The organism is Streptomyces sp. NPDC091412, from assembly GCF_044756885.1.
In the GTDB taxonomy this organism is placed as follows: domain Bacteria; phylum Actinomycetota; class Actinomycetes; order Streptomycetales; family Streptomycetaceae; genus Streptomyces.
This window is the reverse complement of sequence record NZ_JBIVTV010000016.1, coordinates 37,820-58,688: the sequence shown is the minus strand read 5'-3', so window position 1 is coordinate 58,688 and position 20,869 is coordinate 37,820. Positions and strand designations below refer to the sequence as shown.

Genomic DNA, 20,869 nt, shown 5'->3' with positions numbered 1-20,869 from the left:
GGAGTTCAGACGTGGATGGGCTGCGACGTGCGGCCCGACGCCTGGTCGATCTCGCCGTGTGCCTTGGTCAGGAGCAACATGGCGAGTTCGTTCAGGGCCCTCGCGCCGGCGATCTCCTCACCGACCCGCGGCTGATCGGAGTCGGTGTGGTGGCGGCTGGCCCTGCCGTGGGCCCGGACCTCGCTGCCGTCGGGCAAGCGGACGAGCGCCGCCGCCCGGGTGTGCTGCCCGTCCTCCTGGAACTCCAGCTCGATGTGCCATCCCACAACGGTCTTCATCATGACGGTCACCTCCGGAACACCTCCTTCCAGGGTGCCCCTCGGCCGCCGCCCGCGCACCAAGGAACCCGCACCGGCCAAGGAGTCCGGCACTAGCCGGTGTGCAGCATCAGCCCGATGCCGACGACCAGCAGCCCGGCGGCCGCGATGCGCGGCGCCCCGAAACGCTCCTTGAAGAACACGGCGCCGATCGCGGCGCCCACGATGATCGACGACTCCCGCAGCGCGGCGATCGGTGCGAGTTCCGCCTTCGTCTGCGCCCACAGCACCAGCGCGTACGCCGCCACGGACAGCGCCGCCCCGAGCAGCCCCACCGCGGCGTACGGCCGCAGCTGGGCGACCGTGCGCCCGCGCCAGTGCCACACCGCGTACGCCGGGATCACCACGCCCTGGATCGCCATCAGCCAGGCGATGTACCCGAGGGACGACCCGGAGGCCCGCACCCCGAGCCCATCGAGGACCGTGTACGCCGCGATGGCCAGTCCGGTCGCCAGGGCGGCGCCGATCGCGGCCCAGTCGGGCCGGCGTCCGCGCAGGCCCCACAGGGCGACACCGGTCAGGCCGGCACAGGACACGGCGATGCCCGCGGCCGCCCAGCCGTCGGGCACCTCGTGGGCGAAGACGGCGGCGAGCACCGTGACGACGAGCGGGGCGGTGCCGCGCGCGATCGGATAGGCCTGCCCGAAGTCGCCGAGCCGGAAGGACTTCATCAGCAGGGCGTAGTACACGACGTGGACCGCGGCCGAGAAGAGCAGGTACGGCCACGCGCCGCGGGCCGGGAGCGCGGCGAACGGCGCCATGGCCAACCCGATCAGCAGGCCGCCGCCCGCGATGAGGGTGAACCCGGTCAGTTTGTCGGTGATCTTGTGGGCGATCGCGTTCCAGCTGGCGTGCGTGACCGCGGCGAGCAGGACGGCCGCGGTGACCGCCGGCGTCACGAGGTGCGCTCGCGCACGTCCACGAGGACGCCCCCGGCCTGGGCGACCAGCGCCCCGGGTGCCATGGGGAAGACGGTGTACGGGGTTCCGGCGGCCGCCCAGATGACGTCGTGGTCCAGCAGAGACCGGTCGGCGAGCACGCGGGTCCGGGTCCGGTGCCCGAAGGGCGGTACGCCGCCGATGGCGTACCCGGTCGCCTCGCGCACGACGTCCGCCTTGGCCCGCGTGACCTTCTCGGCGCCGAGTTCCTCCCGGACACGCTCGACGTCCACCCGCGAGGCACCGTCCATGAGCACCAGCACCGGTTCGCCTCCCCCAAGCTCCCGACTGCGCTCGAGCAGGGGGGACCCCCAGGCCACGAAGATCAGCGACTTGCAGATCTGGCTCAGCTCGCAGCCGACGGCCGCCGCGGCCTCGGCGGCGGTCCTGGTCGCCTCGGGAAACCTGCGGACCTCGGGGATCAGCTCGTCGAGCCCCAGCTCGCGCAGGGCGTCGGCGAAACGTGGGTGGGCTCCTGACTCGGATGTCGTCGTCATGGAACGGCAGGCTAGCTGCCGGTTACAGACATCACGAAAGATTTCCCACGTGATGGACGAGGCCGCAGAGAAGGCCGAGGCCGGTGAGGGTGCGCCGTCCCCACGGCACCCTCACCGGCCGGTCCCTCCGGCGAGCTACGGACTCACACCTGTACGAGTTCCCGCCGCTCGTCCGGGTCGGCGTGCCGCGGCTGCTCGGTGCGCAGGGCCGTGCCCTCCACGTCCACGTCGGGCAGGGCGCGCTCCAGCCAGCCGGGCAGCCACCAGGCCCGCCGGCCCAGCAGGGCCAGGACGGCCGGCACGATCGCCATGCGCACGATGAACGCGTCGAAGAACACCGCGATCGCCAGCCCGAAGCCGATCATCTTGACCATCGACTCGCTGGAGCCGATGAAGCCGGAGAAGACGGCGATCATGATGACCGCGGCGGCCGTCACCACCCGTGCGCCGTGCCGGAACCCGGTCACCACGGCCTGGCCCGGCTTCTCCCCGTGGACGTACGCCTCGCGCATCCGGGTGACGAGGAAGACCTCGTAGTCCATCGCGAGCCCGAAGACGACGCCCACCATGAAGATCGGCATCATCGACATCACCGGGCCGGTCTCCTCCACGTTCATCAGGCCCGACAGCCAGCCCCACTGGAAGACCGCGACCACTGCGCCGAGCGCCGCCAGCACCGACAGCAGGAAGCCGAGTGCCGCCTTGAGCGGGACCAGGACCGAGCGGAAGACCACGATCAGCAGCAGGAAGGCCAGGCCGACCACCAGCGCCAGATACGGCAGCAGCGCGTCGTTGAGCTTCTGCGAGACGTCGATGTTCATCGCCGTGGACCCGGTGACCAGGACTTTCGCATCGGTCTTCGCCTCGATGTCGCCGCCCGCGCCACGGATGGCGTGCACCAGGTCCTCGGTGGCGGTGGAGGACGGCTTGGAGTCGGGGACGACGGTCACGGTCGCGGTGTCGCCGGCCTCGTTGGGCTGCGCCTCCATCACCGTCACGACGTTCTTGAGGCCCCTGATCTCGTCCGTGACCTTGGTGAAGGACGCCTTGGGGTCGGTGCTGTCCTTGGCGTCGACCACGACCATCAGCGGGCCGTTGAAGCCGGGGCCGAAGCCCTCCGAGAGCAGGTCGTAGGCGCGGCGCTGGGTGGTGGAGACGGGCTGGGAGCCGTCGTCCGGCAGGCCCAGTTCGAGGGAGGCGGCCGGGATCGCGGCGGCGCCCAGGCCGAGCACGCCGAGCAGCAGCACGGCGACCGGGCGGCGGACGACGAAGCTCGCCCAGCGGGTGCCCATGTTGGGCCGGTCCGGCTGCCGCGCGGGGCGCCCGCGGCGGAGCAGCCCGCTCGACGCGCCGGCCGGCTTGACCTTGCGGCCCGCGTAGCCCAGCAGGGCCGGGATCATCGTCAGCGCGATGAGGACGGCGATGACGACCGTGCCGGCCGCCGCCAGGCCCATCTTCGTCAGCATCGGGATGTTGACCACGGACAGGCCCACCAGGGCGATCACGACCGTCAGCCCGGCGAAGACCACCGCGGAGCCCGCCGTGCCGACGGCCCGTCCGGCCGCCTCCTCGCGCTCGCGGCCCTCGGCGAGTTCGGCCCGGTAGCGGGAGACGATGAACAGGGCGTAGTCGATGCCGACCGCGAGGCCGATCATCGTGGCCAGGATGGAGGTCGTGGAGCCCAGGTCCAGGGTGTGGGCGAGGGCCGTGATCGTCGAGACGCCGATGCCGACGCCGACGAGGGCGGTCAGCAGCGGCAGTCCGGCCGCGAGGAGCGAGCCGAAGGTGATGACGAGGACGACGGCCGCGACCGCGATGCCGATGACCTCGCTCGCGCCGGTCTGCGGCGCGGTCTGGAGGGCGTCGCCGCCGATCTCCACGGTCAGCCCGGCGTCCCGCGCGTGCTGCGCGGCCTCGTTCAGGGCGGTGCGGGAGGAGTCCTCCAGCTCCATGCCGGAGACCTTGTACCGCACCGACGCGTAGGCGACCGTGCCGTCCCGGCTGACGGCCCTTCCGGTGTAGGGGTCGGCGACGGAGGCGACCTCGGTGCCGCGGGACAGGTCCTCGACCGTCTTCTCGACGGTCGCCTTGTTCCCGGCGTCCGTCATCTTCTCGCCGCTCGGCGCCTTGAACACCACGCGGGCGGTGGCCCCGTCGGCGCTCGCCCCCGGGAAGCGCTGTTCCAGCAGGTCGAAGGCCTTCTGCGCCTCGGTGCCCGGGATGGAGAAGGAGGTGTTTCCGGCCGCCGGCGCGGAGACGGCGCCGACGCCCGCCAGGGTCAGCAGTGCCAGCCAGATCAGGGCGACGAAGTGCCGTCGCCGGAAGGCGAGGCGGCCGAGTCTGTAGAGGAACGTGGCCACGTTGACGTACTCCCGGTCATGTCGTGGGGGTGGTTGTGGGCAGGGGTGATCAGCCCGACGACGTGAGCGGTGACGTCAGAGGGTGGGCTTGCTGGGGAGAGGTGTCAGGAGGTCCGTACGCCGAGGGCGGGGAGCACCACGGCGTCGATGTACGAATGCAGGAAGGCCTGGGTCGGCGGCTGGGCCTCGATGAGCGTCCGGACGACGAAGCCGCCGGCCAGCATGTGCACCACGAAGTCCAGCGCCGGGCAGTCCGCCCGGATCTCGCCCCGGTCGACGGCGCGTTGCAGCAGTGCGCGGAACTCGGCCATCTCCGGTTCGATGAGCTGCTCCCGGAAGGCCTGTCTGAGGTCCGGGTTGGTGTGCATCGCCATGGCCAGGGCCCGCATCAGGGCGGAGTTCTGCTCCATGACGCAGTCGTCCTCGCGGGTGACGAGGGCGTGCAGGTCGGTGCGGAGCGTTCCGGTGTCGATCGCGTCGAGCCGTACCGGCTTGCCGTGCCGCATGGCCCCCACGACGAGCTCGGCCTTCCCGCCCCACTGGCGGTAGAGGGTGGCCTTGCTGGAGCGGGTGCGGGCGGCGACGGCGTCCATGGTGAGGGAGTCGTAGCCGACCTCGCGGAGCAGGTCGAGCACCGCGGCGTACAGCTCCGCCTCACGCTCGGGCGTGAGGCGGCTGCGGCGCCCGGTCGCGACCTCGGCCATGTCTGCCGCCTTCCCGCTTGGAACGACACCGTTTCGTACACGAAGAATGTAGCGCACCCGCCGAACGAAACGAAACCGTTTCGTACGTGTCCTGGGTCACGACTGTCGGTTCCGCATAAGTTGCTGCGGTCCATACCCGGGCAAAGCATGAGAACGTGAGCTACTTGCGCCTGCCGCACCTCAGCGGTGACCTGCTGTGCTTCGTGGCCGAGGACGACCTCTGGCTGGCGCCGCTCGACGGAGCGGGCCGCGCCTGGCGCCTCACGGTGGACCGCACGAAGGTCGGCCCACCCCGCTTCTCGCCCGACGGGCGGCACATCGCGTACACGAGCTGGCGCAGTCTGGTGCCCGAGATCCACCTGGTCGCGGTGGACGGCGGGCCCGCCCGCCAGCTGACCTACTGGGGCAGCACCGACACCCGCGTGTGCGGATGGGCACCGCCCGACGAACACGACCGGACCGACATCCTCGCCGTCGCCTCCCACGGCGAGCCGTTCTCCTACTTCACCTGGGCCTACAAGGTCGGCACCGACGGCTCCCCCGGCCGCAAGCTGCCCTGGGGGCCGGTCTCCGACCTCCAGGTCGCCGACGTGGACGGCGGCCACAAGACCCTGCTGCTGACCGGGACGCCGCCGCACGAACCGGCCTCCTGGAAGCGGTACCGGGGCGGTGCGACGGGCCGGCTGTGGCTGCACGGGCAGCGGCTGCTCGCCGATGTCGGCGGGCATCTGGCCTGCCCGATGTTCGTCGGTGGCCGCATCGCCTTCCTCTCCGACCACGAGGGCGTCGGCAACCTCTACTCCTGCGCCCCCGACGGCTCCGACCTGCGCCGGCACACGGACCACGACGCCTTCTACGCCCGGCACGCCTCCAGCGACGGCACGCGGGTGGTGTACCAGTGCGCGGGCGACCTGTGGATCGTGGACGACCTGTCCGCGGACTCGGTCCCGCGCCGGCTGGAGGTGCGGCCGAGCGGGCCGCAGGCGGGCCGCCGTCGCTACCAGGTGCCGGCCGCCCAGCACGTCGACCGCATCTCCGTCGACGAGACGGGCCGGGCCAGCGCGGTCGTCGTACGCGGTTCCCTGCACTGGCTGACCCACCGCGACGGCCCCGCCCGCACCCTCATCGACACGCCCGGCGTGCGCATCCGGCTGCCGGAGATGCTCGGCGAGACCGGCCAGGTCGCCTACGTCACCGACGCGGACGGCGAGGACGCCGTCGAGATCACCCACCTCCCCCGGGCCAGCGGCACCCGCCCGCTGCGCCGGCTCGCCTCCGGCCGCCTCGGCCGCGTCCTGGAGACGGCCTCCGACCCCGCCGGCGAACGCCTGGCCCTCGCCTCCCACGACGGCCGACTGCTGCTGCTCGACGTGAGCGACGCAGGCGACGCCAGCAACGCAAGCGACGTGAACGAGGGGGAGGCGTCGGAGAGGACGGAGGCGGTCGCGGGCGCCGCGCCGAACGGGGAGTCCTCCGCCGGCCCGGACACCGCCGGAGGCACCGAGGACGCCCGCGCGCCCGCCGCGACCGGTCCGCCGGAGGGTCCCGCCGCCACCGCCGCGGACACCGACGCGGTGGACGGACCGGCCGACTGCCTCACCGAACTGGTGCGGTCCGTGAACGGGCCCGTGCGGGACCTGGCGTTCTCGCCCGACGGGGCATGGCTGACCTGGTCGCATCCCGGGGTCGGGCGTTCGCTGCGGCAGATCAGGATGGCGCGGATCCAGGACCGGTTGATCGTCGACGTCACCAACGGCCGCTTCGAGGACGAGAACCCCGTGTTCACCCGGGACGGCCGGTATCTGGCCTTCCTGTCCTGGCGCGGCTTCGACCCGGTGTACGACGTGCACACCGGCGACCTGTCCTTCCCGCTCGGCTGCAAGCCGTACCTCGTTCCGCTGTCCTCCGCGACCCCGTCGCCCTTCGCGCTGAACCCCGAGGGACGGCCGGCGGCCGGCGGTCTGGACCCCGTCGAGGACGAGGAGACCGGCGAGTCCGGCGCGGTGACCGTGGAGGTCGAGGGCCTGGCGAACCGGGTCACCCCGTTCCCGGTCATCGCCTCCAAGTACTCGGCGCTGCACCCGGTCGCCGGCGGCGGCCTGGTCTGGCTGCGCTGGCCGATCTCCGGCGCCCTGGGCGAGACGTTCGTCAACCCGGACGACACCACCGGCCGGCCGACGCTGGAGCACTTCAACATCAGCAAGGCCAAGAAGTACGAACTCGTCGGCCACCTGGACTGGTTCGCGGTGAGCGGCGACGGCACCCGGCTGGTCGTCGTCGATGAGGGCGACCTGCGCGCGGTGCCGTCCACGGAGGTCGGCGACAGCGACACGACGACCTGGATCGATCTGCGCCGGATCCTGCACGTGGTCGACCCGGCCGCCGAGTGGCGCCAGTCGTACGAGGAGGCGGGCCGGCTGATCCGCGCCTTCTTCTGGGAGCCGGACATGTGCGGCATCGACTGGGACGCGGTGCTCGCGCAGTACCGCCCGCTGGTCGAACGCGTCGCGTCCCCGGACGAGTTCGCCGACCTGCTGCGCGAGGTCCTCGGCGAACTGGGCACCTCCCACGCCTACGTCTCCCCCGCCCGCCGCAACGAGGGCCCCGCGCACTACCAGCGCCTTCAGGGGCTGCTCGGCGCCAACCTGGCGTGCCGTGACGGCCGTTGGGTCATCCGGCGGATCCTGCCCGGCGACTCCTCCGACTCCAAGGCCCGCTCCCCGCTGGCCGGCGCGGGCATCCGCGAGGGCGCGGTGCTCACCCACGTCGACGGGCGCCCGGTGGATCCGGTGACGGGCCCCTACCCGCTGCTCGCGGGGACGGGCGGTACGACGGTGGAGCTGACGTTCTCCCCCGCGGAGGGGCAAGGACCGCCGCGGCGGGTCGCCGTCGTGCCGCTGGTCGACGAGCGCCCGCTGCGCTACCAGGACTGGGTCGCCAAACGCCGGGCTGTGGTACGGGAGTTGAGCGGCGGCCGCTGCGGCTACCTGCACATCCCCGACATGGGTGGCTCCGGCTGGGCGCAGTTCAATCGGGACCTGCGCATGGAGGTGTCCCGGCCCGCGCTGATCGTCGACGTCCGCGGCAACGCGGGCGGTCACATCAGCGAGTTGGTCATCGAGAAGCTGACCCGCACCATCCTCGGCTGGGACCTGACCCGCAACGCCCAGCCGGTGTCGTACACCTCCGACGCGCCCCGCGGGCCCGTCGTGGCCCTCGCCGACGAGGCGACCTCGTCCGACGGCGACATGATCACGGCCGCCTTCAAACTGCTCAAGCTGGGGCCCGTGGTCGGCCAGCGCACCTGGGGCGGGGTGGTCGGCATGACCGGCCGGCACCGCCTCGGCGACGGCACGGTGATCACGGTGCCGATGAACGCGGCCTGGTTCGACGCCTACGGCTGGTCCGTCGAGAACCACGGCGTCACCCCCGACGTGGAGAGCCTGCGCACCCCCCTGGACTGGGCCGAGGGCCGCCATGTCGAGATGGACGACGCGATCGAACTGGCCCTGGAACTCCTGGCCGCCAACCCGGCGGCGATCCCGCCGGACTACCGCGACGTACCCGACCGTTCGCGACCGAAGCTGCCTCCACGCCGCTGAGCGCCGGGACTTGAGCGACCGGACCCGCGGTGTCGGGCTCACGCGACCGGACCCTCGGTGTCCGTCCCACGCGGCCGGACTTGCACACTGCCGAGCGGCCGGACTTCCGCACCGCCGAGCGGCCCGTTCCCGCTGCCACGGCACGGACATGGGGTGCCCCGGCATCCGGGACACCCCACACCGTCACGGCCGAGGCCGAGCGCAGCAACAACGCTGACTACGGGCCGTGGTTAGCGGTCGTAGTCCTGGTTGAGGCGGTCTTCCATCTCGTCCGGCGTGTCGTGGGTGTCGTGACGCCCACGCTCGCGCGGCTGGGACGGGCGCTGCCCGGCCTTCTCGCGGCCCTCGCCGGGGCGCTCGCCGGGGCGCTCGCCGGGACGCTCGCCGGGACGCTGCCGACCCTGCTGCTGCTGCCGCTGCTGCTCGGACGGGTCCTGGTACTTGTCCTTCATACCCATGCTGTTCACTCCCGTGTGGGTGAGTGGGATCCCCAAGTGGGCTAGGGGATCGGCCTCGACCAGATTCACACGGGCGGTGACCCTGCGCATGTCGATCAGTGACGTTGTGTAGCCGGTGCGGATCGGTGCCGCTCGTCGGCCGCGCCCCCCGCTCCGACCAGCCCGGTCCGCACCCCCGACAGCCGGTCCGCGAAGCGCCGTACCTCCCGCTGCCCCACGGTGCCCACGACACCCGGCAGCCACCCGCGCACGCCCTGCATACCACGCAGCCACCACTGCCCGTACACGTGGGCGGCGCGCCGCTCGATCCCGGCCACGATCCGGTCCACCGCCGGCCCCAGCGGATAGGTCCGGCCGGCCGGCCACGGCAGCCGCTGCCTCAACTCCCGCATGACATCGTCCTGATCGGCCCCGCGCACCATGTCGGTGTCGGTCCACGACAGGTAGGCGACGCCCACCCGCACGCCCCGGTGGCCGACTTCGGCCCGCAGACTGTGCGCGTACGCCTCCACACCGGACTTGGAGGCGCAGTACGCCGTCATCATCGGCGCCGGGGTGATGGCGGCGAGCGAGGCGATCTGGAGCAGGTAGCCGCGGCTCGCGGTGAGCGCCGGCAGGAACGCCCGCCCGGTGACCGCCGATCCGATGAGGTTGACCTCGATCACCCGCCGCCAGGAGTCGGGGTCGGAGTCGGCGAACGGACCGCCGCTCGCCACACCCGCGTTGGCGACCACGATGTCGACCCTGCCGAACCGCTCCTCGACCTCCGCCGCGACCCGGGCCATCGCCTCGTGGTCGGTGACGTCGGCATGCCAGTGGGCGCTCTCACCGTGCAGCCGCTTGCCGACTTGTTCGAGCAGGTCCGGCTCCAGGCCGACCAGCGCGATCTTCGCGCCCCGCGCCGACAGTTTGCGGGCGAGCAGTTCGCCGACGCCCCGCGCGGCCCCCGTGACGACCGCGACCTGCCCCTCCAGACTCACCCTCCTCATACGCCCTCCCTGATCCCTGCGTCGTCGTGCTGCTCGTGTGCGCTTCCACGGCCGGTGACTTGGCCGGGGACGTGACCGGTGGCCTGACCGGTGACTTGGCCGGGGACATGACCGGTGGCCTGACCGGGGACGTGACCGGTGGCCCGGCCGGTGACTTGGCCGGGGACGTGACCGGTGGCCCGGCCGGTGACTTGGCCGGGGACATGACCGGTGGCCTGACCGGGTACATGGCCGGTCAGCCGCCCGGGTACGTGACCGGTGACGAGTTCCCGGATCTTCCCGGTGACCAGCCCGGGGGCCTCCACCGGCGTCATGTGACCGAGCCCCGGAAGCTCGGTCAGGCCCAGGCAGTTGGGCAGCGCGGCGGCCAGCGCCCGCGCGTGCCCCGGCGGCGTCAGCCGGTCGGCCGTGCCCGCGACGACCGCCACCGGAACCGTCAACTGCCGTACCTGGTCGTCGAGATCGAGCCGGTCCAGCACCTGCGACCAGGCGTGGCGCACCCGGCGCGGACAGGCGTGCACGATCCGTGCGCACGTCTCGACCATGTGCGACGCCGAACCGGGGCCCATCGTGGCGTACTTGAGGATCCGCCGGGCGAGCGGAGTGACCGGCCCGAGCGGCGCCCGGGAGCCCAGGACGCGCCGGGTCAGCCAGGTGCGTGGCCGGCCGGCCCGGATCGGTACGACCGTCGACCGGGCAACCAGCCGTGAACTGCCCGTGCTGCACAGCAGAACGGCCGCCGCGTGCTCCTGGAAGCCGGGCCGGCCGGCCGCGGCCATCACCGTCATCCCGCCCATCGAGTGGCCCGCGATCACCGCCTTCTCGCCGGGCCCGAGCGTCGCGGCGAGCACGGCTTCGAGGTCGTCGGCGAGCACGTCGGTGCCGTATCTCCGGCCCGCCGGGCTGCGTCCGTGGCCGCGCTGGTCGTAGGCGACGACGCGGTGGTCGGCGGCCAGATCCCGGATCTGCGCGGCCCAGAAGGCGGTGGAGCAGGTCCAGCCGTGGGCGAGGACGACGGCCGGGGCAGCGGGGTCGTCCACCGGCCCGTGCACCTCGACGTGCAGCCGGGCCCCGTCGGCGGAGACGGCGGTGAGTTCACGGGCCGGGACGGGAGGGGCGTACGGATCCGGGGCAGCGTGGTCTTCCGGACGGCCCCCGGCCAACCGGCGGGCGGGACGGCTCACGCGTCCACCTCCACGGGCCGCCGCGCGGCGGCCCGGCCGGCCGCGCCCTGGGACCCGGGTGCCCGGAGGACCTGGTACTCCGCGAGATCCACCCGCCGTGTGGCCTGCCGGAACTCGGTGGTCGTGCCGGGCCAGACGGTGGTGTTGCGGCCGCCCGCGTCCAGGTACCAGCTGGTGCAGCCGCCGGTGTTCCACACCGTGCGCTTCATGCGCTCCTGCACCGTGCGGTTCCAGGCGTTCACGGCGCTGGGCCGGGCGTCGAGGGCGGCCCGGCCACCGAGGACGCTCAGTTGGCGCAGGTAGTCGGCCAGGTAGTTCAGCTGGGACTCGATCATCAGGATCATCGAGGAGTTCCCGAGGCCGGTGTTGGGGCCGATGATCGTCATCCAGTTCGGGAAGCCGGCCGCGGACGCCCCACGCAGCGCGGCCATGCCGTCCTTCCAGCTCTCGGCGAGCGTACGGCCGTCCACACCGACGACCCGCTCGGTGATCGGCATGTCGGTGACGTGGAAGCCGGTCCCGAAGACGATCACGTCCACCTCGGCCTCGGTGCCGTCGGCGGCGACGACGGTCGATCCGCGGACCTCGCTCAGTCCACTGGCGACGACGTCCACGTTGTCCTGCGCGAGTGCCGGATAGTACGTGCTGGACAGCAGGATCCGCTTGCAGCCGATGCGGTAGTCGGGGGTGAGCTTGGCCCGCAGCTCCGGGTCCTTGATGACGCGGGACATGTTGAGCTCGGCCAGCCGTTCCACGAAACCGAGTTGGCCCGGATGCCTGGTGAACGCCTGGACCTGCAACTCCCGGATGCCCCAGAGCAGTCCGCGGCGCAGTCGCGCGGTCAACGGCAGCGCGCGGTGCATCCGCCGTTCGACGCCGCTGATCTCGCGGTCGACGCGGGGCATCACCCACGGCGGGGTGCGCTGGAAGAGGGTGAGCCGGGCGACCTCGGGCTGGATGGACGGCACGATCTGGATCGCGGAGGCTCCGGTGCCGACCACGGCGACCCGCTTGCCCGCGAGGTCGTGGTCGTGGTCCCAGCGGGCGGAGTGGAAGACCTTGCCGGGGAAGGAGTCGAGCCCCAGTATGTCCGGGACCTTCGGTTCGGACAGCGGCCCGGTCGCGCCGACCACGACGTCGGCCGAAAGGTTCCCGCTCGTGGTCTCGATGTCCCAGCGCAGCTTCTCGGCGTCCCAGGTCGTTCTCGTGACCTCGGAGTGGAAGCGCAGGTGCGGGCGGAGGCCGAAGACGTCCGTGACGTGTTCCAGGTAGGCGCGGATGTGCTCCTGCCCGGAGAAGGTGCGCGGCCAGTCGGGGTTGGGCGCGAACGAGAACGAGTACAGGTGCGAGGGCACGTCGCAGGCGCATCCCGGATAGCTGTTGTCGCGCCAGGTGCCGCCGACGCTGCCGGCCCGCTCCAGCACGACGAAGTCGGTGATCCCCTCCCGGCGCAGCCGCACGGCGGCGCCCAGTCCGCCGAAGCCGGACCCGATCACCGCCACCCGCACATGCCGGTCCTCGTGCCCATGCTCGTGCTCGTGCTCGGCCATCGAGCGCCCCTCCCCTGACTCGCGTGCAGCGACCCGCGTGCAGCCTTCAGCGACTCCGCCAGTGAACACTGGCGCAATGGGGAGAGTAGAGGAGGTCCGTACCGATCGGTAGGGGGCGGCAGAGGAAAAGTTACCGCCGGTACAACATAGGCTGCTCCCGTGGCAGGAGAAGGTGGAGCACGCGGCGGCCGACGCGAGTACCGCATGGAGGAACTGGCCCGGCTGGCCGGCATCACCGTGCGCACCCTGCGCTTCTACCGCGAGCGCAAACTGATCCCGCCACCGCGCCGCGAGGGCCGTATCGCCTGGTACGACGACCACCACCTGGCCCGCCTGCGCACGATCTCGGCGCTGCTGGAACGCGGTCACACGCTGAGCGGCATCGCCGAACTGGCGGAGGCCTTCGAACACGGGCGCGACGTCGGCGATCTGCTGGGCCTCGGCGCCCCCACCGAGGAGACCCCGGTCCGCCTGACCCCCGAGGAACTTGCCGACCACTTCGCCGGCGAGGTCACCGCCGAGAACCTGGCCGCCGCCATGGAACTCGGCTACCTGGGCACCGACGGCGACGAGATCGTCCACATCAGCCGCCGTCTGCTGGACGTCTCCGCCGCCCTGGTCCGCGAGGGCATCCCGCTCGCCGAAGTCCTCGAAGCCGGCCGCCGCGTCCGCGAACACGCCGACGCCCTCGCCGAACTCTTCACCGCCCTGATCCTGCGTCACGGCCCCGAGGACGACCTGAAGCGACTGCGGCCCCTGGCCAAGAGCGTGATGGAGGCGGAAGTGTCGATGGCCCTGGACCGACGGCTGCGCAAACAGCCGTAGCGGACTAGGGTCTTTCGTTTGGATCAGGCCGGATCAGGGAGCGGGGTCTGGTGCCGTGCATCGCAAGGCGGAGGAGGGCGGCAGGGCGGAGCCCTGCCAACCGACGACAACGCGGCGAGGCGCGGCACCAGGGCCCGCGAGCCCGGCATGATCCAAACGAGAGGCCCTAGAGGTCGTACACGACCGTCACCGGGGCGTGGTCCGACCAGCGCTCGGCGTGTGTGGCCGCCCGCTCCACATACCCCTTGACGGCCTTGGCCGCGAGCCCGGGCGTGGCCACGTGGAGGTCGATCCGCCATCCCGTGTCGTTGTCGAAGGCCCGCCCCCGGTAGGACCACCAGCTGTACGGCCCTTCGCCGTCCGGGTGCAGTTCGCGCACGACGTCGGCGTACCCGCCGGCCTCGGGGGCGAAGACCGTGCTCAGCCACTCCCGCTCCTCGGGGAGGAAGCCGGAGTTCTTGGTGTTGCCGCGCCAGTTCTTGAGGTCGGCCTGCTGGTGAGCGATGTTCCAGTCGCCGCAGACGAGCACCTCGCGGCCGTCGGCGGCGGCCCGTTCGCGCAACGCCTTGAGATGGGCGAGGAACTCGTCCATGAACCGGACCTTCTCGTCCTGCCGCTCGGTGCCGACCTCGCCGGAGGGCAGGTAGAGGCTGGCGACCGTGACGCCGGGCAGGTCGGCCTCGACGTAGCGCCCGCTGCCGTCGAACTCGGCCGACCCGAACCCGACCCGGACCTGGTCGGGTTCGCGGCGGGTGTAGAGGGAGACGCCGGCACGGCCCTTGGCGGCGGCCGGCGCGTGCACGACGTGCCAGCCGTCCGGCGTGCGGACGTGCTCCGGCAACTGGTGCGGCTCGGCACGCACCTCCTGGAGGCACAGCACGTCGGCCCCGGTCCCCGCGAGCCACTCCACGAAGCCTTTCTTGGCGGCGGCACGCAGTCCGTTCACATTGACGGAGGTCACAGTCAGCAAAACGCTCTCCTTGCCTTCACCGACGACCCCGTCCGGACGCGTTGACGGAGGTCACAGTCAGCACCCGGGCACCCTACCGGCACACTGGACGAGGTCTTCCCGGAGGCCGCCCGCCCCGACATCCGCATCGACAGACGGTTCCCACATGAACATCCGCCCCGTGCCCTTCGACCACCCCGACGCCGTCAAGCTGAGCGACGAGGTACAGGCCGAGTACCACGTCCGCTACGGCGACGGCGGCGACGCCACGCCCCTCGACGCGGCCGACTTCCGGCCGCCGAACGGCGTGTACCTGATCGCCTACGACGAGGACGGCACCCCCGTCGCCACGGGCGGCTGGCGCAGCCGGGACAAGAACGCCGAGGGCAACGAGGACGGCGACGCCGAACTCAAGCGGATGTACGTGATCAAGTCGATGCGCGGCCGCGGTCTGGCCCGCCGCATGCTCGCCGTCCTGGAGGACGACGCCCGTGCCGCCGGGCGCGTGCGCATGGTCCTGGAGACCGGCGACCAGCAGCCGGAGGCCGTCGCCCTGTACGCCTCCAGCGGCTACGAGCCGTGCACGAAGTTCGGCTACTACCGCGAGTACGAGTCGAGCATCTGCCTGGCGAAGCAGCTCCGGTCCTGACGCGAGGCCCCTCCCGCCACAGCTGTGCGGGAGGGGCTCTCGCGCCTCACGCAGGCGGGACCGGCCGTGAACCTGATCCACTGACCGGCCATCACGTCCCCGGTCGCTCATACCGCTGTTCCTGTGAGCCCCGGGAGACACGTCAAAGCCCCGGTCGGTTTCCCGACCGGGGCTTTGAGCTGCGTGGACCTGAGGGGATTTGAACCCCTGGCCCCCTCGATGCGAACGAGGTGCGCTACCGGACTGCGCCACAGGCCCTTGCAACGAGTGAAACTCTAGCATCCTCGCCCGGGTGGTTGGTAATCCGTTCCCTGGCTGGTCAGAGGCCGGGGATCACTCGTTGGCCGCGCGGGGGCGGTCGCCGTCCTCGTACTGGTCGAAGAGCGGGGTGCGGCCGCGCTCGCGGGAGCGGCGGGCCGAGGCGGCGCGGCGGGCGTCGGTGCGGCCGTCGTCGGCGGACTTGTCCTCGGCGTGCGGCGGGGGCTCGGGCGCGGCCGGGGCCGCCGCCTCCTGCTCCGGCACCGCGGCGGACGACCGCGCCGAACTCCAGGCGTCCGGCGCGCCGAGGTCCACGTCGGAGGTGGCCCGCGGGGCGACCGGGGCGGTGACGTAGGTGGGCAGCGGCACCGGCACCGGGTCCCAACTGTCGCCCTGGCCGGGGCGGCGCTGGCGCTCGCGCTGCTGGTCGAGCCACTCGGCATGGTCGGTCTGCTCGACCAGGGCGCGCCGGTCGGCGGCGAGGGAGGAGAGGCCCGGGTCCGTCTCCGGGTCCGGCCCCGCTTCCGGTTCGTCCGCGGCGGGGTCGAGGGGCGTGCGCCGACGGGGCTGGCGGCGGCTCTCACGCAGCCGCTGCGCGGCGACCTCGGCGCGTCGGCGGTCCATCTGGTAGGCGAAGCGGCGCCGCTCCTGGGAGCGCAGGTACGCGATGTACGCGCTGAGCATCACGGCGGGCACTCCGGGCGCCCACAGGAAGGTGAGCCCGCCGACCGCGGCGACGATCGCGCCGAGGGTGAAGGCGAGGAAGAGGAGGACGGTGGTGCGTCTGCGGCGCGCGAGGACCTTCGAGCGCCGGGCACGCGCCGCGGACACCTCCGCGCGGGGCGTGCGCCGGGCCGCGGGGACCCGCGGACGCGCGGACGCGTCGGCGGGCGGGGCCGCCGCCGGGGACGCGGCCCGGGCGGCCGGTTTGCCGGTCCGGTCGCGCTCGTCGTGGCCGCGGACCGGCTCCCGTTCCTCCCGCGCCGGCGGCTGCTGCCGCTCCGGCGACCGGTCCGGGGGCATGACGAAGGCCCGGACGTCCACCGAGTCGGTGACGCCGTCCGGCTTCCCGTCGGCGGGCTCCCCCTCCTCGGCGGAGCGCGCCCTGAGGTCCTTGGCGTACCGGCGCTCCATCCCCGCCCGTCCGGACAGGAACCGGATGGCGGTGCTGAAGCGTTCCGTCGGACGGGCCTCGTTCAGCTCGTCCTGCCTACGGAGCCACATCGGCACCAAGTAGGCGGCCCAGGCCCCGACGATGACTGCGTAGATGAGGCCGCTGCTGCTCACGCCTCACACGGTAGAGGGGTTTGCATGAGGCCATCTGCCAATTGCGCCGGTGTGTCGCACGATCTGGCTGATATTTCGAACTTTTTTTGCGATCGATGTGATCAGCAGGACGCCAAGGACGCGAATTCAATGCCACCCGGACGATCGCGAGCAGGTCCGGTTCGGATCGCGGGCCGATCAATTTCGAACATTCATTCAATTTCCGGGTGAGGCGGGATTCTTCTTCGGCACCCGCGGGGCCCGAGTGCGGCGCCAGCGGTTCAGCAGCCCCTCGGGCACCTCTTCCGCGGTGAGCGCGAACACCAAGTGGTCGCGCCACGCGCCGTCGATGTGGAGATAACGGGGCCGCAGACCCTCCTCGCGGAATCCGAGTTTCTCCACCACCCGCCGGCTCGGCCCGTTCTCGGGCCGAATGCAGACCTCGATGCGGTGCAGTCCGACGGTGCGGAAACAGTGGTCCACGACCATCGCCACGGCTGTCGGCATCACCCCGCGGCCGGCCACCGACTCGTCGACCCAGTAGCCGACGTGGCCCGAGCACATCGAGCCCCAGGTGATCCCGGCGACGGTCAACTGCCCGACCAGCCGTCCCTGGTACTCGATGACGAACGGCAGCATCCGGCCCGCGTGCGCCTCGGACCTGAGGTGGCGCACCATCTGCCGGTAGGTCGGCCGATGCGTGATGGGCCCGCCGGGTGTGGGCGGCGGAATCGTCGCCTCCCAGGGCCTGAGCCAGTCCCGGTTGCGCCGGTTCACCTCGCGCCAGGCCCGCTGGTCGCGCAGCTTTATCGGCCGGAGGACGACATCGCCCTCCGCGAGCACGACGGGCCAGGATGGGCTGTTCAGCTCGCACCCCCACTACCGGCACCGGGTCTGACGTGGTCGCCGCCGCGCAGCTGGTCGACGGCGTGCGTCAACAGGGGTTCCAGGACGGCCAGTCCGTCCTTCACCCCGCCCGTGGAGCCCGGCAGATTGACGATCAGCGTCCTTCCCGCCACTCCGGCCAGCCCCCGGGACAGCGCCGCGGTCGGCGCCTTCCGCATGCCGAACGCCCGGATGGCCTCCGCGATTCCCGGCACCTCGGTCTCGATCACCCTGCGGGTCGCCTCGGGCGTGCGGTCGGTGGGCGAGACGCCCGTCCCGCCGGTGGTGACGACGGCGTCGTAACCGGCCTCGACGGCGGCGCGCAGCGCCGCCTCCACCGGGTCTCCGTCCGGTACGACCTGCGGCCCGTCGACGGCGAAGCCGAGGCGCCGGAGGCCGTCGGCGACCAGCGGACCGCCCGTGTCCTCGTAGACCCCGGCGGCGGCCCGGTTGGAGGCCGTGACCACCAGAGCGCTGTACGGCGCGAGCAGTGCGCCTCCGGCCGATGCGTCCGATGTCATGCCCGGCTCCAGTCGCCCGACTTGCCGCCCGTCTTCTCCTCCACGCGCACGTCCGTGATGACCGCTCCCTTGTCGACCGCCTTGACCATGTCGATCACGGTGAGCGCGGCGACGGACACCGCGGTGAGCGCCTCCATCTCGACGCCGGTGCGGTCCGTGGTCCGCACCGTGGCCTCGATCTCCACGGCGTCGTCCGCGACCGACAGCTCCAGTCTCACACCCGACACCGACAGCGGGTGGCACAGCGGGATGAGGTCCGGGGTGCGCTTGGCGCCCATGATCCCGGCGATCCGCGCGGTGGCGAGGGCGTCGCCCTTGGGCACCCCCTCGCCACGCAGCAGCTCGACCACGCGGGGCGAGACGAGGACGCGACCGCTGGCGCGGGCGGTGCGCGCGGTCACGTCCTTGCCGGAGACGTCGACCATGCGGGCGGCGCCCGCGTCGTCGATGTGCGTCAGCCGGTCCGGCGCTGGAGGTCCGGGGGTCTCCCCCCGGGAAGGCACAGTCATGATCGTGTGGAGCTCCCGGTCCGGGCCCGTCGCCATGCGGCGCACGGGCCTGTTGTGCGCGACACGGTACCGCCACCCCGGACCGCTCAGCCGAGCAGGACCACCTCGACCTCGGCGCCGGGCTCGACGGACTCGGCGTCCTCGGGGACGACGATGAGCGCGTCGGCCAGCGCGAGGGCGGCGACCAGATGGGATCCGGCGCCCCCCACGGGCCTGACCTCGCCGTCGGCGTACACCCCGCGCAGGAACTGCCTGCGTCCCTTCGACGAGCTCAGCGCCCGGTCCGCGGCCAGCGTCGCGCGCACGGTCGGCCGGTGGACGTCCTGAAGGCCCATCAGGGTACGGATGGCGGGGCGGACGAACAGCTCGAAGGAGACGTACGACGACACCGGGTTGCCGGGCAGGGCCAGCAGCGGGACGTGGTCGGCGCCGACGGTCCCGAAGCCCTGCGGCTTTCCGGGCTGCATGGCGAGCTTGCGGAACTCCACGCCGCCGCCCGGCTCGTCCTCGTCGCCGACGTCGGCCAGTGCCTCCTTGACCACGTCGTACGCCCCCACGCTCACCCCGCCGGTGGTGACCAGCAGGTCGGCGCGGACGAGCTGGTCCTCGATGGTGGACCGCAGGATCTCGGCGTCGTCGGCGACGGCACCCACCCGGTAGGCGATGGCGCCCGCGTCCCGGGCGGCCGCGGTCAGGGCGAAGCTGTTGGAGTCGTAGATCTGGCCGTCGCCGAGCTGCTCGTCGGGCTGGACGAGTTCGCTGCCGGTGGACATCACCACCACGCGCGGGCGCGGGCGCACCAGGACCGTGCCGCGGCCGATCGCGGCGAGCAGCGCGATCTGCGGCGGCCCGAGGACCGTGCCGGCCCGCAGGGCGCGCTCGCCCGCCTCCACGTCGCTGCCCTTCGCGCGCACGTGCGCGCGTGCCTCGGCCGGCCGGTACACGCGTACGTGCCCGTCGGCGCCCTCGGGGGCGAGGCTGCGGGCGCGCATCGCGCTCACCGGGCCCTCGCCGAGCCCGCCGTCGGTCCACTCGACGGGGACGACCGCCTCGGCGCCGGGCGGCAGCGGGGCACCGGTCATGATCCGCGCCGCCTGTCCCGGTCCCACCCGGAGCAGGCCGGCCGCGCCCGCCGCGACGTCCCCGACGACCTCCAGGACGGCCGGGAACTCCTCGCTCGCGCCCGAGACGTCCGTGACCCGCACCGCGTAGCCGTCCATGGAGCTGTTGTCGAACGGCGGCAGCGAGAGCGGCACCGTGACGTCGTCGACCAGGACACAGCCCTGGGCGTCGAGCAGTTGCAGCTCGATGGGTTCCAGGGGGCGGACGGTGGTGAGGATGTCCTCCAGGTGCTCGTCCACCGACCACAGGTGGTCCGGGCCGGCGGTGCGGGGCTCGGCGCTGCTCAACGTCGTTACATCTCCTCGGCTACGTACCGCTGAAGCCAGGCCCTGAAGTCCGGGCCCAGGTCCTCACGTTCGCACGCGAGTCTGACAATGGCACGCAGATAGTCGCCACGGTCCCCGGTGTCGTAGCGGCGGCCCTTGAAGACGACGCCGTGCACCGGGCCGCCGGCCCGCTGCTCGTCGGTGGTCGCCGACGCGTGCGCCTCGGCCAGGTGCTGCAGGGCGTCGGTGAGCTGGATCTCACCGCCGCGGCCGGGCTCGGTCTTCCGGAGTATGCCGAAGATGTGCGGGTCGAGGACGTAACGGCCGATGATCGCGTAGTTGGAGGGGGCCTGCGCCGCGTCCGGCTTCTCGACCAGGCCGGTCACCTGGACGACGTCGCCGTCCTCGGTGGCCTCCACGGCCGCGCAGCCGTAGAGGTGGATCTGCTCGGGCGTGACCTCCATGAGGGCGATCACACTGCCGCCGTAGGTCTCCTGGACCTCGATCATCCGCTGGAGCAGCGGGTCGCGCGGGTCGATCAGGTCGTCGCCGAGCAGGACGGCGAAGGGCTCGCTGCCCACGTGCGGGGCCGCGCACAGCACCGCGTGGCCCAGGCCCCTGGGGTCGCCCTGGCGGACGTAGTGGATCGACGCGAGGTCGCTGGACTCCTGCACCTTGGCGAGCCGCTCGCCGTCGCCCTTCTTCTCCAGGGCCGACTCCAGCTCGTAGTTGCGGTCGAAGTGGTCCTCCAGCGGCCGCTTGTTCCGGCCGGTCACCATGAGGACGTCGTCGAGGCCCGCGGAGACGGCCTCCTCGACCACGTACTGGATCGCCGGCTTGTCGACGACCGGCAGCATCTCCTTGGGAGTGGCCTTGGTGGCCGGCAGGAACCGGGTACCAAGACCTGCCGCGGGAATGACAGCCTTGCTGATCCTGGGGTGCGCCTGTGTCATGGCCGCAACCCTATCCGCTGCCTTTGCGCGGAATCTGCCTCTCCGGTTAATTGACTCTCATATGAGC

Annotated in this window: 19 protein-coding genes and 1 tRNA gene; 3 read left to right on the top strand and 17 right to left on the bottom strand. The window is 72.3% G+C overall.

Annotated features, from left to right (window positions below):
* Positions 1-5 precede the first annotated feature (5 nt).
* The 5 genes from ACIQMV_RS29735 to ACIQMV_RS29715 all read right to left on the bottom strand — a co-directional run bounded on the left by ACIQMV_RS29735 (position 6) and on the right by ACIQMV_RS29715 (position 4,816).
* Entirely contained in the window at positions 6-281 is a 276-nt protein-coding gene (locus ACIQMV_RS29735; RefSeq protein ID WP_141360350.1) for a DUF1876 domain-containing protein, read from the bottom strand.
* Between the two features lie 89 nt (positions 282-370).
* Positions 371-1,216 (bottom strand): DMT family transporter, encoded by an 846-nt coding sequence (locus tag ACIQMV_RS29730; protein WP_402596374.1) that lies wholly within the window; start codon positions 1,214-1,216, stop codon positions 371-373.
* A complete protein-coding gene (locus tag ACIQMV_RS29725) occupies positions 1,213-1,752 on the bottom strand; it encodes a YbaK/EbsC family protein (protein ID WP_141360348.1) in 540 nt (179 codons plus the stop codon). The genes ACIQMV_RS29730 and ACIQMV_RS29725 overlap by 4 nt, the downstream gene beginning before the upstream one ends.
* Positions 1,753-1,895: 143 nt before the next feature.
* Positions 1,896-4,112 (bottom strand): MMPL family transporter, encoded by a 2,217-nt coding sequence (locus ACIQMV_RS29720; protein ID WP_402596373.1) that lies wholly within the window; start codon positions 4,110-4,112, stop codon positions 1,896-1,898.
* 104 nt (positions 4,113-4,216) lie between these two features.
* A complete protein-coding gene (locus tag ACIQMV_RS29715; protein ID WP_141360346.1) occupies positions 4,217-4,816 on the bottom strand; it encodes a TetR/AcrR family transcriptional regulator in 600 nt (199 codons plus the stop codon).
* Positions 4,817-4,971: 155 nt separating this feature from the next.
* On the opposite strand from ACIQMV_RS29715, the gene ACIQMV_RS29710 reads away from it, so the two are divergent.
* Positions 4,972-8,418: a S41 family peptidase gene (locus ACIQMV_RS29710; RefSeq protein ID WP_402596372.1), complete on the top strand. Its 3,447-nt coding sequence runs from the start codon at positions 4,972-4,974 to the stop codon at positions 8,416-8,418.
* A 230-nt stretch (positions 8,419-8,648) separates the two neighbouring features.
* Here ACIQMV_RS29710 and ACIQMV_RS29705 read toward each other — a convergent pair whose 3' ends face one another.
* From ACIQMV_RS29705 to ACIQMV_RS29690, 4 genes are all read right to left on the bottom strand, one after another.
* Entirely contained in the window at positions 8,649-8,876 is a 228-nt protein-coding gene (locus ACIQMV_RS29705) for a hypothetical protein (RefSeq protein ID WP_141360344.1), read from the bottom strand.
* Between the two features lie 95 nt (positions 8,877-8,971).
* Complete coding sequence (locus tag ACIQMV_RS29700; protein WP_402596371.1) at positions 8,972-9,865, bottom strand: SDR family oxidoreductase; 894 nt, start codon at positions 9,863-9,865, stop codon at positions 8,972-8,974.
* Positions 9,862-11,049, bottom strand: coding sequence for an alpha/beta fold hydrolase (locus ACIQMV_RS29695; protein ID WP_402596370.1), 1,188 nt, complete (start codon positions 11,047-11,049; stop codon positions 9,862-9,864). Before ACIQMV_RS29695 ends, ACIQMV_RS29700 begins: the two co-directional genes overlap by 4 nt.
* Positions 11,046-12,599, bottom strand: a complete 1,554-nt coding sequence (locus tag ACIQMV_RS29690) for a flavin-containing monooxygenase (protein WP_402596369.1) — start codon at positions 12,597-12,599, stop codon at positions 11,046-11,048. The genes ACIQMV_RS29695 and ACIQMV_RS29690 overlap by 4 nt, the downstream gene beginning before the upstream one ends.
* Before the next feature lie 204 nt (positions 12,600-12,803).
* Between ACIQMV_RS29690 and ACIQMV_RS29685 the strand changes: the two genes are divergently transcribed.
* On the top strand, positions 12,804-13,424 hold the full coding sequence (locus ACIQMV_RS29685; RefSeq protein WP_402596435.1) for a MerR family transcriptional regulator: 621 nt from the start codon (positions 12,804-12,806) through the stop codon (positions 13,422-13,424).
* A gap of 166 nt (positions 13,425-13,590) precedes the next feature.
* Here the strand turns inward: ACIQMV_RS29685 and ACIQMV_RS29680 are convergent, their stop codons facing one another.
* The gene (locus ACIQMV_RS29680; protein WP_402596368.1) at positions 13,591-14,394 is read right to left on the bottom strand and encodes an exodeoxyribonuclease III; all 804 of its coding nucleotides are present in this window, start codon (positions 14,392-14,394) and stop codon (positions 13,591-13,593) included.
* 145 nt (positions 14,395-14,539) lie between these two features.
* Here ACIQMV_RS29680 and ACIQMV_RS29675 point away from each other — a divergent pair, with 145 nt between their 5' ends.
* Positions 14,540-15,022, top strand: coding sequence for a GNAT family N-acetyltransferase (locus tag ACIQMV_RS29675; RefSeq protein WP_141360340.1), 483 nt, complete (start codon positions 14,540-14,542; stop codon positions 15,020-15,022).
* Between the two features lie 184 nt (positions 15,023-15,206).
* Here the strand turns inward: ACIQMV_RS29675 and ACIQMV_RS29670 are convergent.
* The 7 genes from ACIQMV_RS29670 to galU all read right to left on the bottom strand — a co-directional run bounded on the left by ACIQMV_RS29670 (position 15,207) and on the right by galU (position 20,802).
* Positions 15,207-15,280: transfer RNA gene (locus ACIQMV_RS29670), tRNA-Ala, on the bottom strand.
* A gap of 75 nt (positions 15,281-15,355) precedes the next feature.
* On the bottom strand, positions 15,356-16,567 hold the full coding sequence (gene glpR / locus ACIQMV_RS29665) for a gephyrin-like molybdotransferase receptor GlpR (RefSeq protein ID WP_402596367.1): 1,212 nt from the start codon (positions 16,565-16,567) through the stop codon (positions 15,356-15,358).
* Between the two features lie 195 nt (positions 16,568-16,762).
* Entirely contained in the window at positions 16,763-17,389 is a 627-nt protein-coding gene (locus ACIQMV_RS29660) for a GNAT family N-acetyltransferase (protein ID WP_402596366.1), read from the bottom strand.
* A gap of 20 nt (positions 17,390-17,409) precedes the next feature.
* The gene (locus ACIQMV_RS29655) at positions 17,410-17,952 is read right to left on the bottom strand and encodes a molybdenum cofactor biosynthesis protein B (protein ID WP_402596365.1); all 543 of its coding nucleotides are present in this window, start codon (positions 17,950-17,952) and stop codon (positions 17,410-17,412) included.
* Positions 17,949-18,461 carry a cyclic pyranopterin monophosphate synthase MoaC gene (gene moaC / locus ACIQMV_RS29650; RefSeq protein WP_141360336.1) on the bottom strand — a complete coding sequence of 171 codons (513 nt, stop codon included), beginning with the start codon at positions 18,459-18,461 and terminating at the stop codon, positions 17,949-17,951. The genes ACIQMV_RS29655 and moaC overlap by 4 nt, the downstream gene beginning before the upstream one ends.
* An 86-nt stretch (positions 18,462-18,547) precedes the next feature.
* Positions 18,548-19,870 (bottom strand): gephyrin-like molybdotransferase Glp, encoded by a 1,323-nt coding sequence (glp, locus tag ACIQMV_RS29645; RefSeq protein ID WP_402596364.1) that lies wholly within the window; start codon positions 19,868-19,870, stop codon positions 18,548-18,550.
* Positions 19,871-19,875: 5 nt separating this feature from the next.
* The gene (gene galU / locus ACIQMV_RS29640; RefSeq protein WP_141360334.1) at positions 19,876-20,802 is read right to left on the bottom strand and encodes a UTP--glucose-1-phosphate uridylyltransferase GalU; all 927 of its coding nucleotides are present in this window, start codon (positions 20,800-20,802) and stop codon (positions 19,876-19,878) included.
* Positions 20,803-20,869: the final 67 nt, after the last annotated feature.

Bases quoted from the DNA above. Each gene is read 5' to 3' on its own strand.
- ACIQMV_RS29735 (WP_141360350.1), bottom strand. From the start codon at position 281: ATGATGAAGACCGTTGTGGGATGGCACATCGAGCTGGAGTTCCAGGAG.
- ACIQMV_RS29725 (WP_141360348.1), bottom strand. From the start codon at position 1,752: ATGACGACGACATCCGAGTCAGGAGCCCACCCACGTTTCGCCGACGCC.
- ACIQMV_RS29715 (WP_141360346.1), bottom strand. From the start codon at position 4,816: ATGGCCGAGGTCGCGACCGGGCGCCGCAGCCGCCTCACGCCCGAGCGT.
- ACIQMV_RS29705 (WP_141360344.1), bottom strand. From the start codon at position 8,876: ATGGGTATGAAGGACAAGTACCAGGACCCGTCCGAGCAGCAGCGGCAG.
- ACIQMV_RS29700 (WP_402596371.1), bottom strand. From the start codon at position 9,865: ATGAGGAGGGTGAGTCTGGAGGGGCAGGTCGCGGTCGTCACGGGGGCC.
- ACIQMV_RS29690 (WP_402596369.1), bottom strand. From the start codon at position 12,599: ATGGCCGAGCACGAGCACGAGCATGGGCACGAGGACCGGCATGTGCGG.
- ACIQMV_RS29685 (WP_402596435.1), top strand. From the start codon at position 12,804: ATGGAGGAACTGGCCCGGCTGGCCGGCATCACCGTGCGCACCCTGCGC.
- ACIQMV_RS29675 (WP_141360340.1), top strand. From the start codon at position 14,540: ATGAACATCCGCCCCGTGCCCTTCGACCACCCCGACGCCGTCAAGCTG.
- ACIQMV_RS29655 (WP_402596365.1), bottom strand. From the start codon at position 17,952: ATGACATCGGACGCATCGGCCGGAGGCGCACTGCTCGCGCCGTACAGC.
- moaC (WP_141360336.1), bottom strand. From the start codon at position 18,461: ATGACTGTGCCTTCCCGGGGGGAGACCCCCGGACCTCCAGCGCCGGAC.
- galU (WP_141360334.1), bottom strand. From the start codon at position 20,802: ATGACACAGGCGCACCCCAGGATCAGCAAGGCTGTCATTCCCGCGGCA.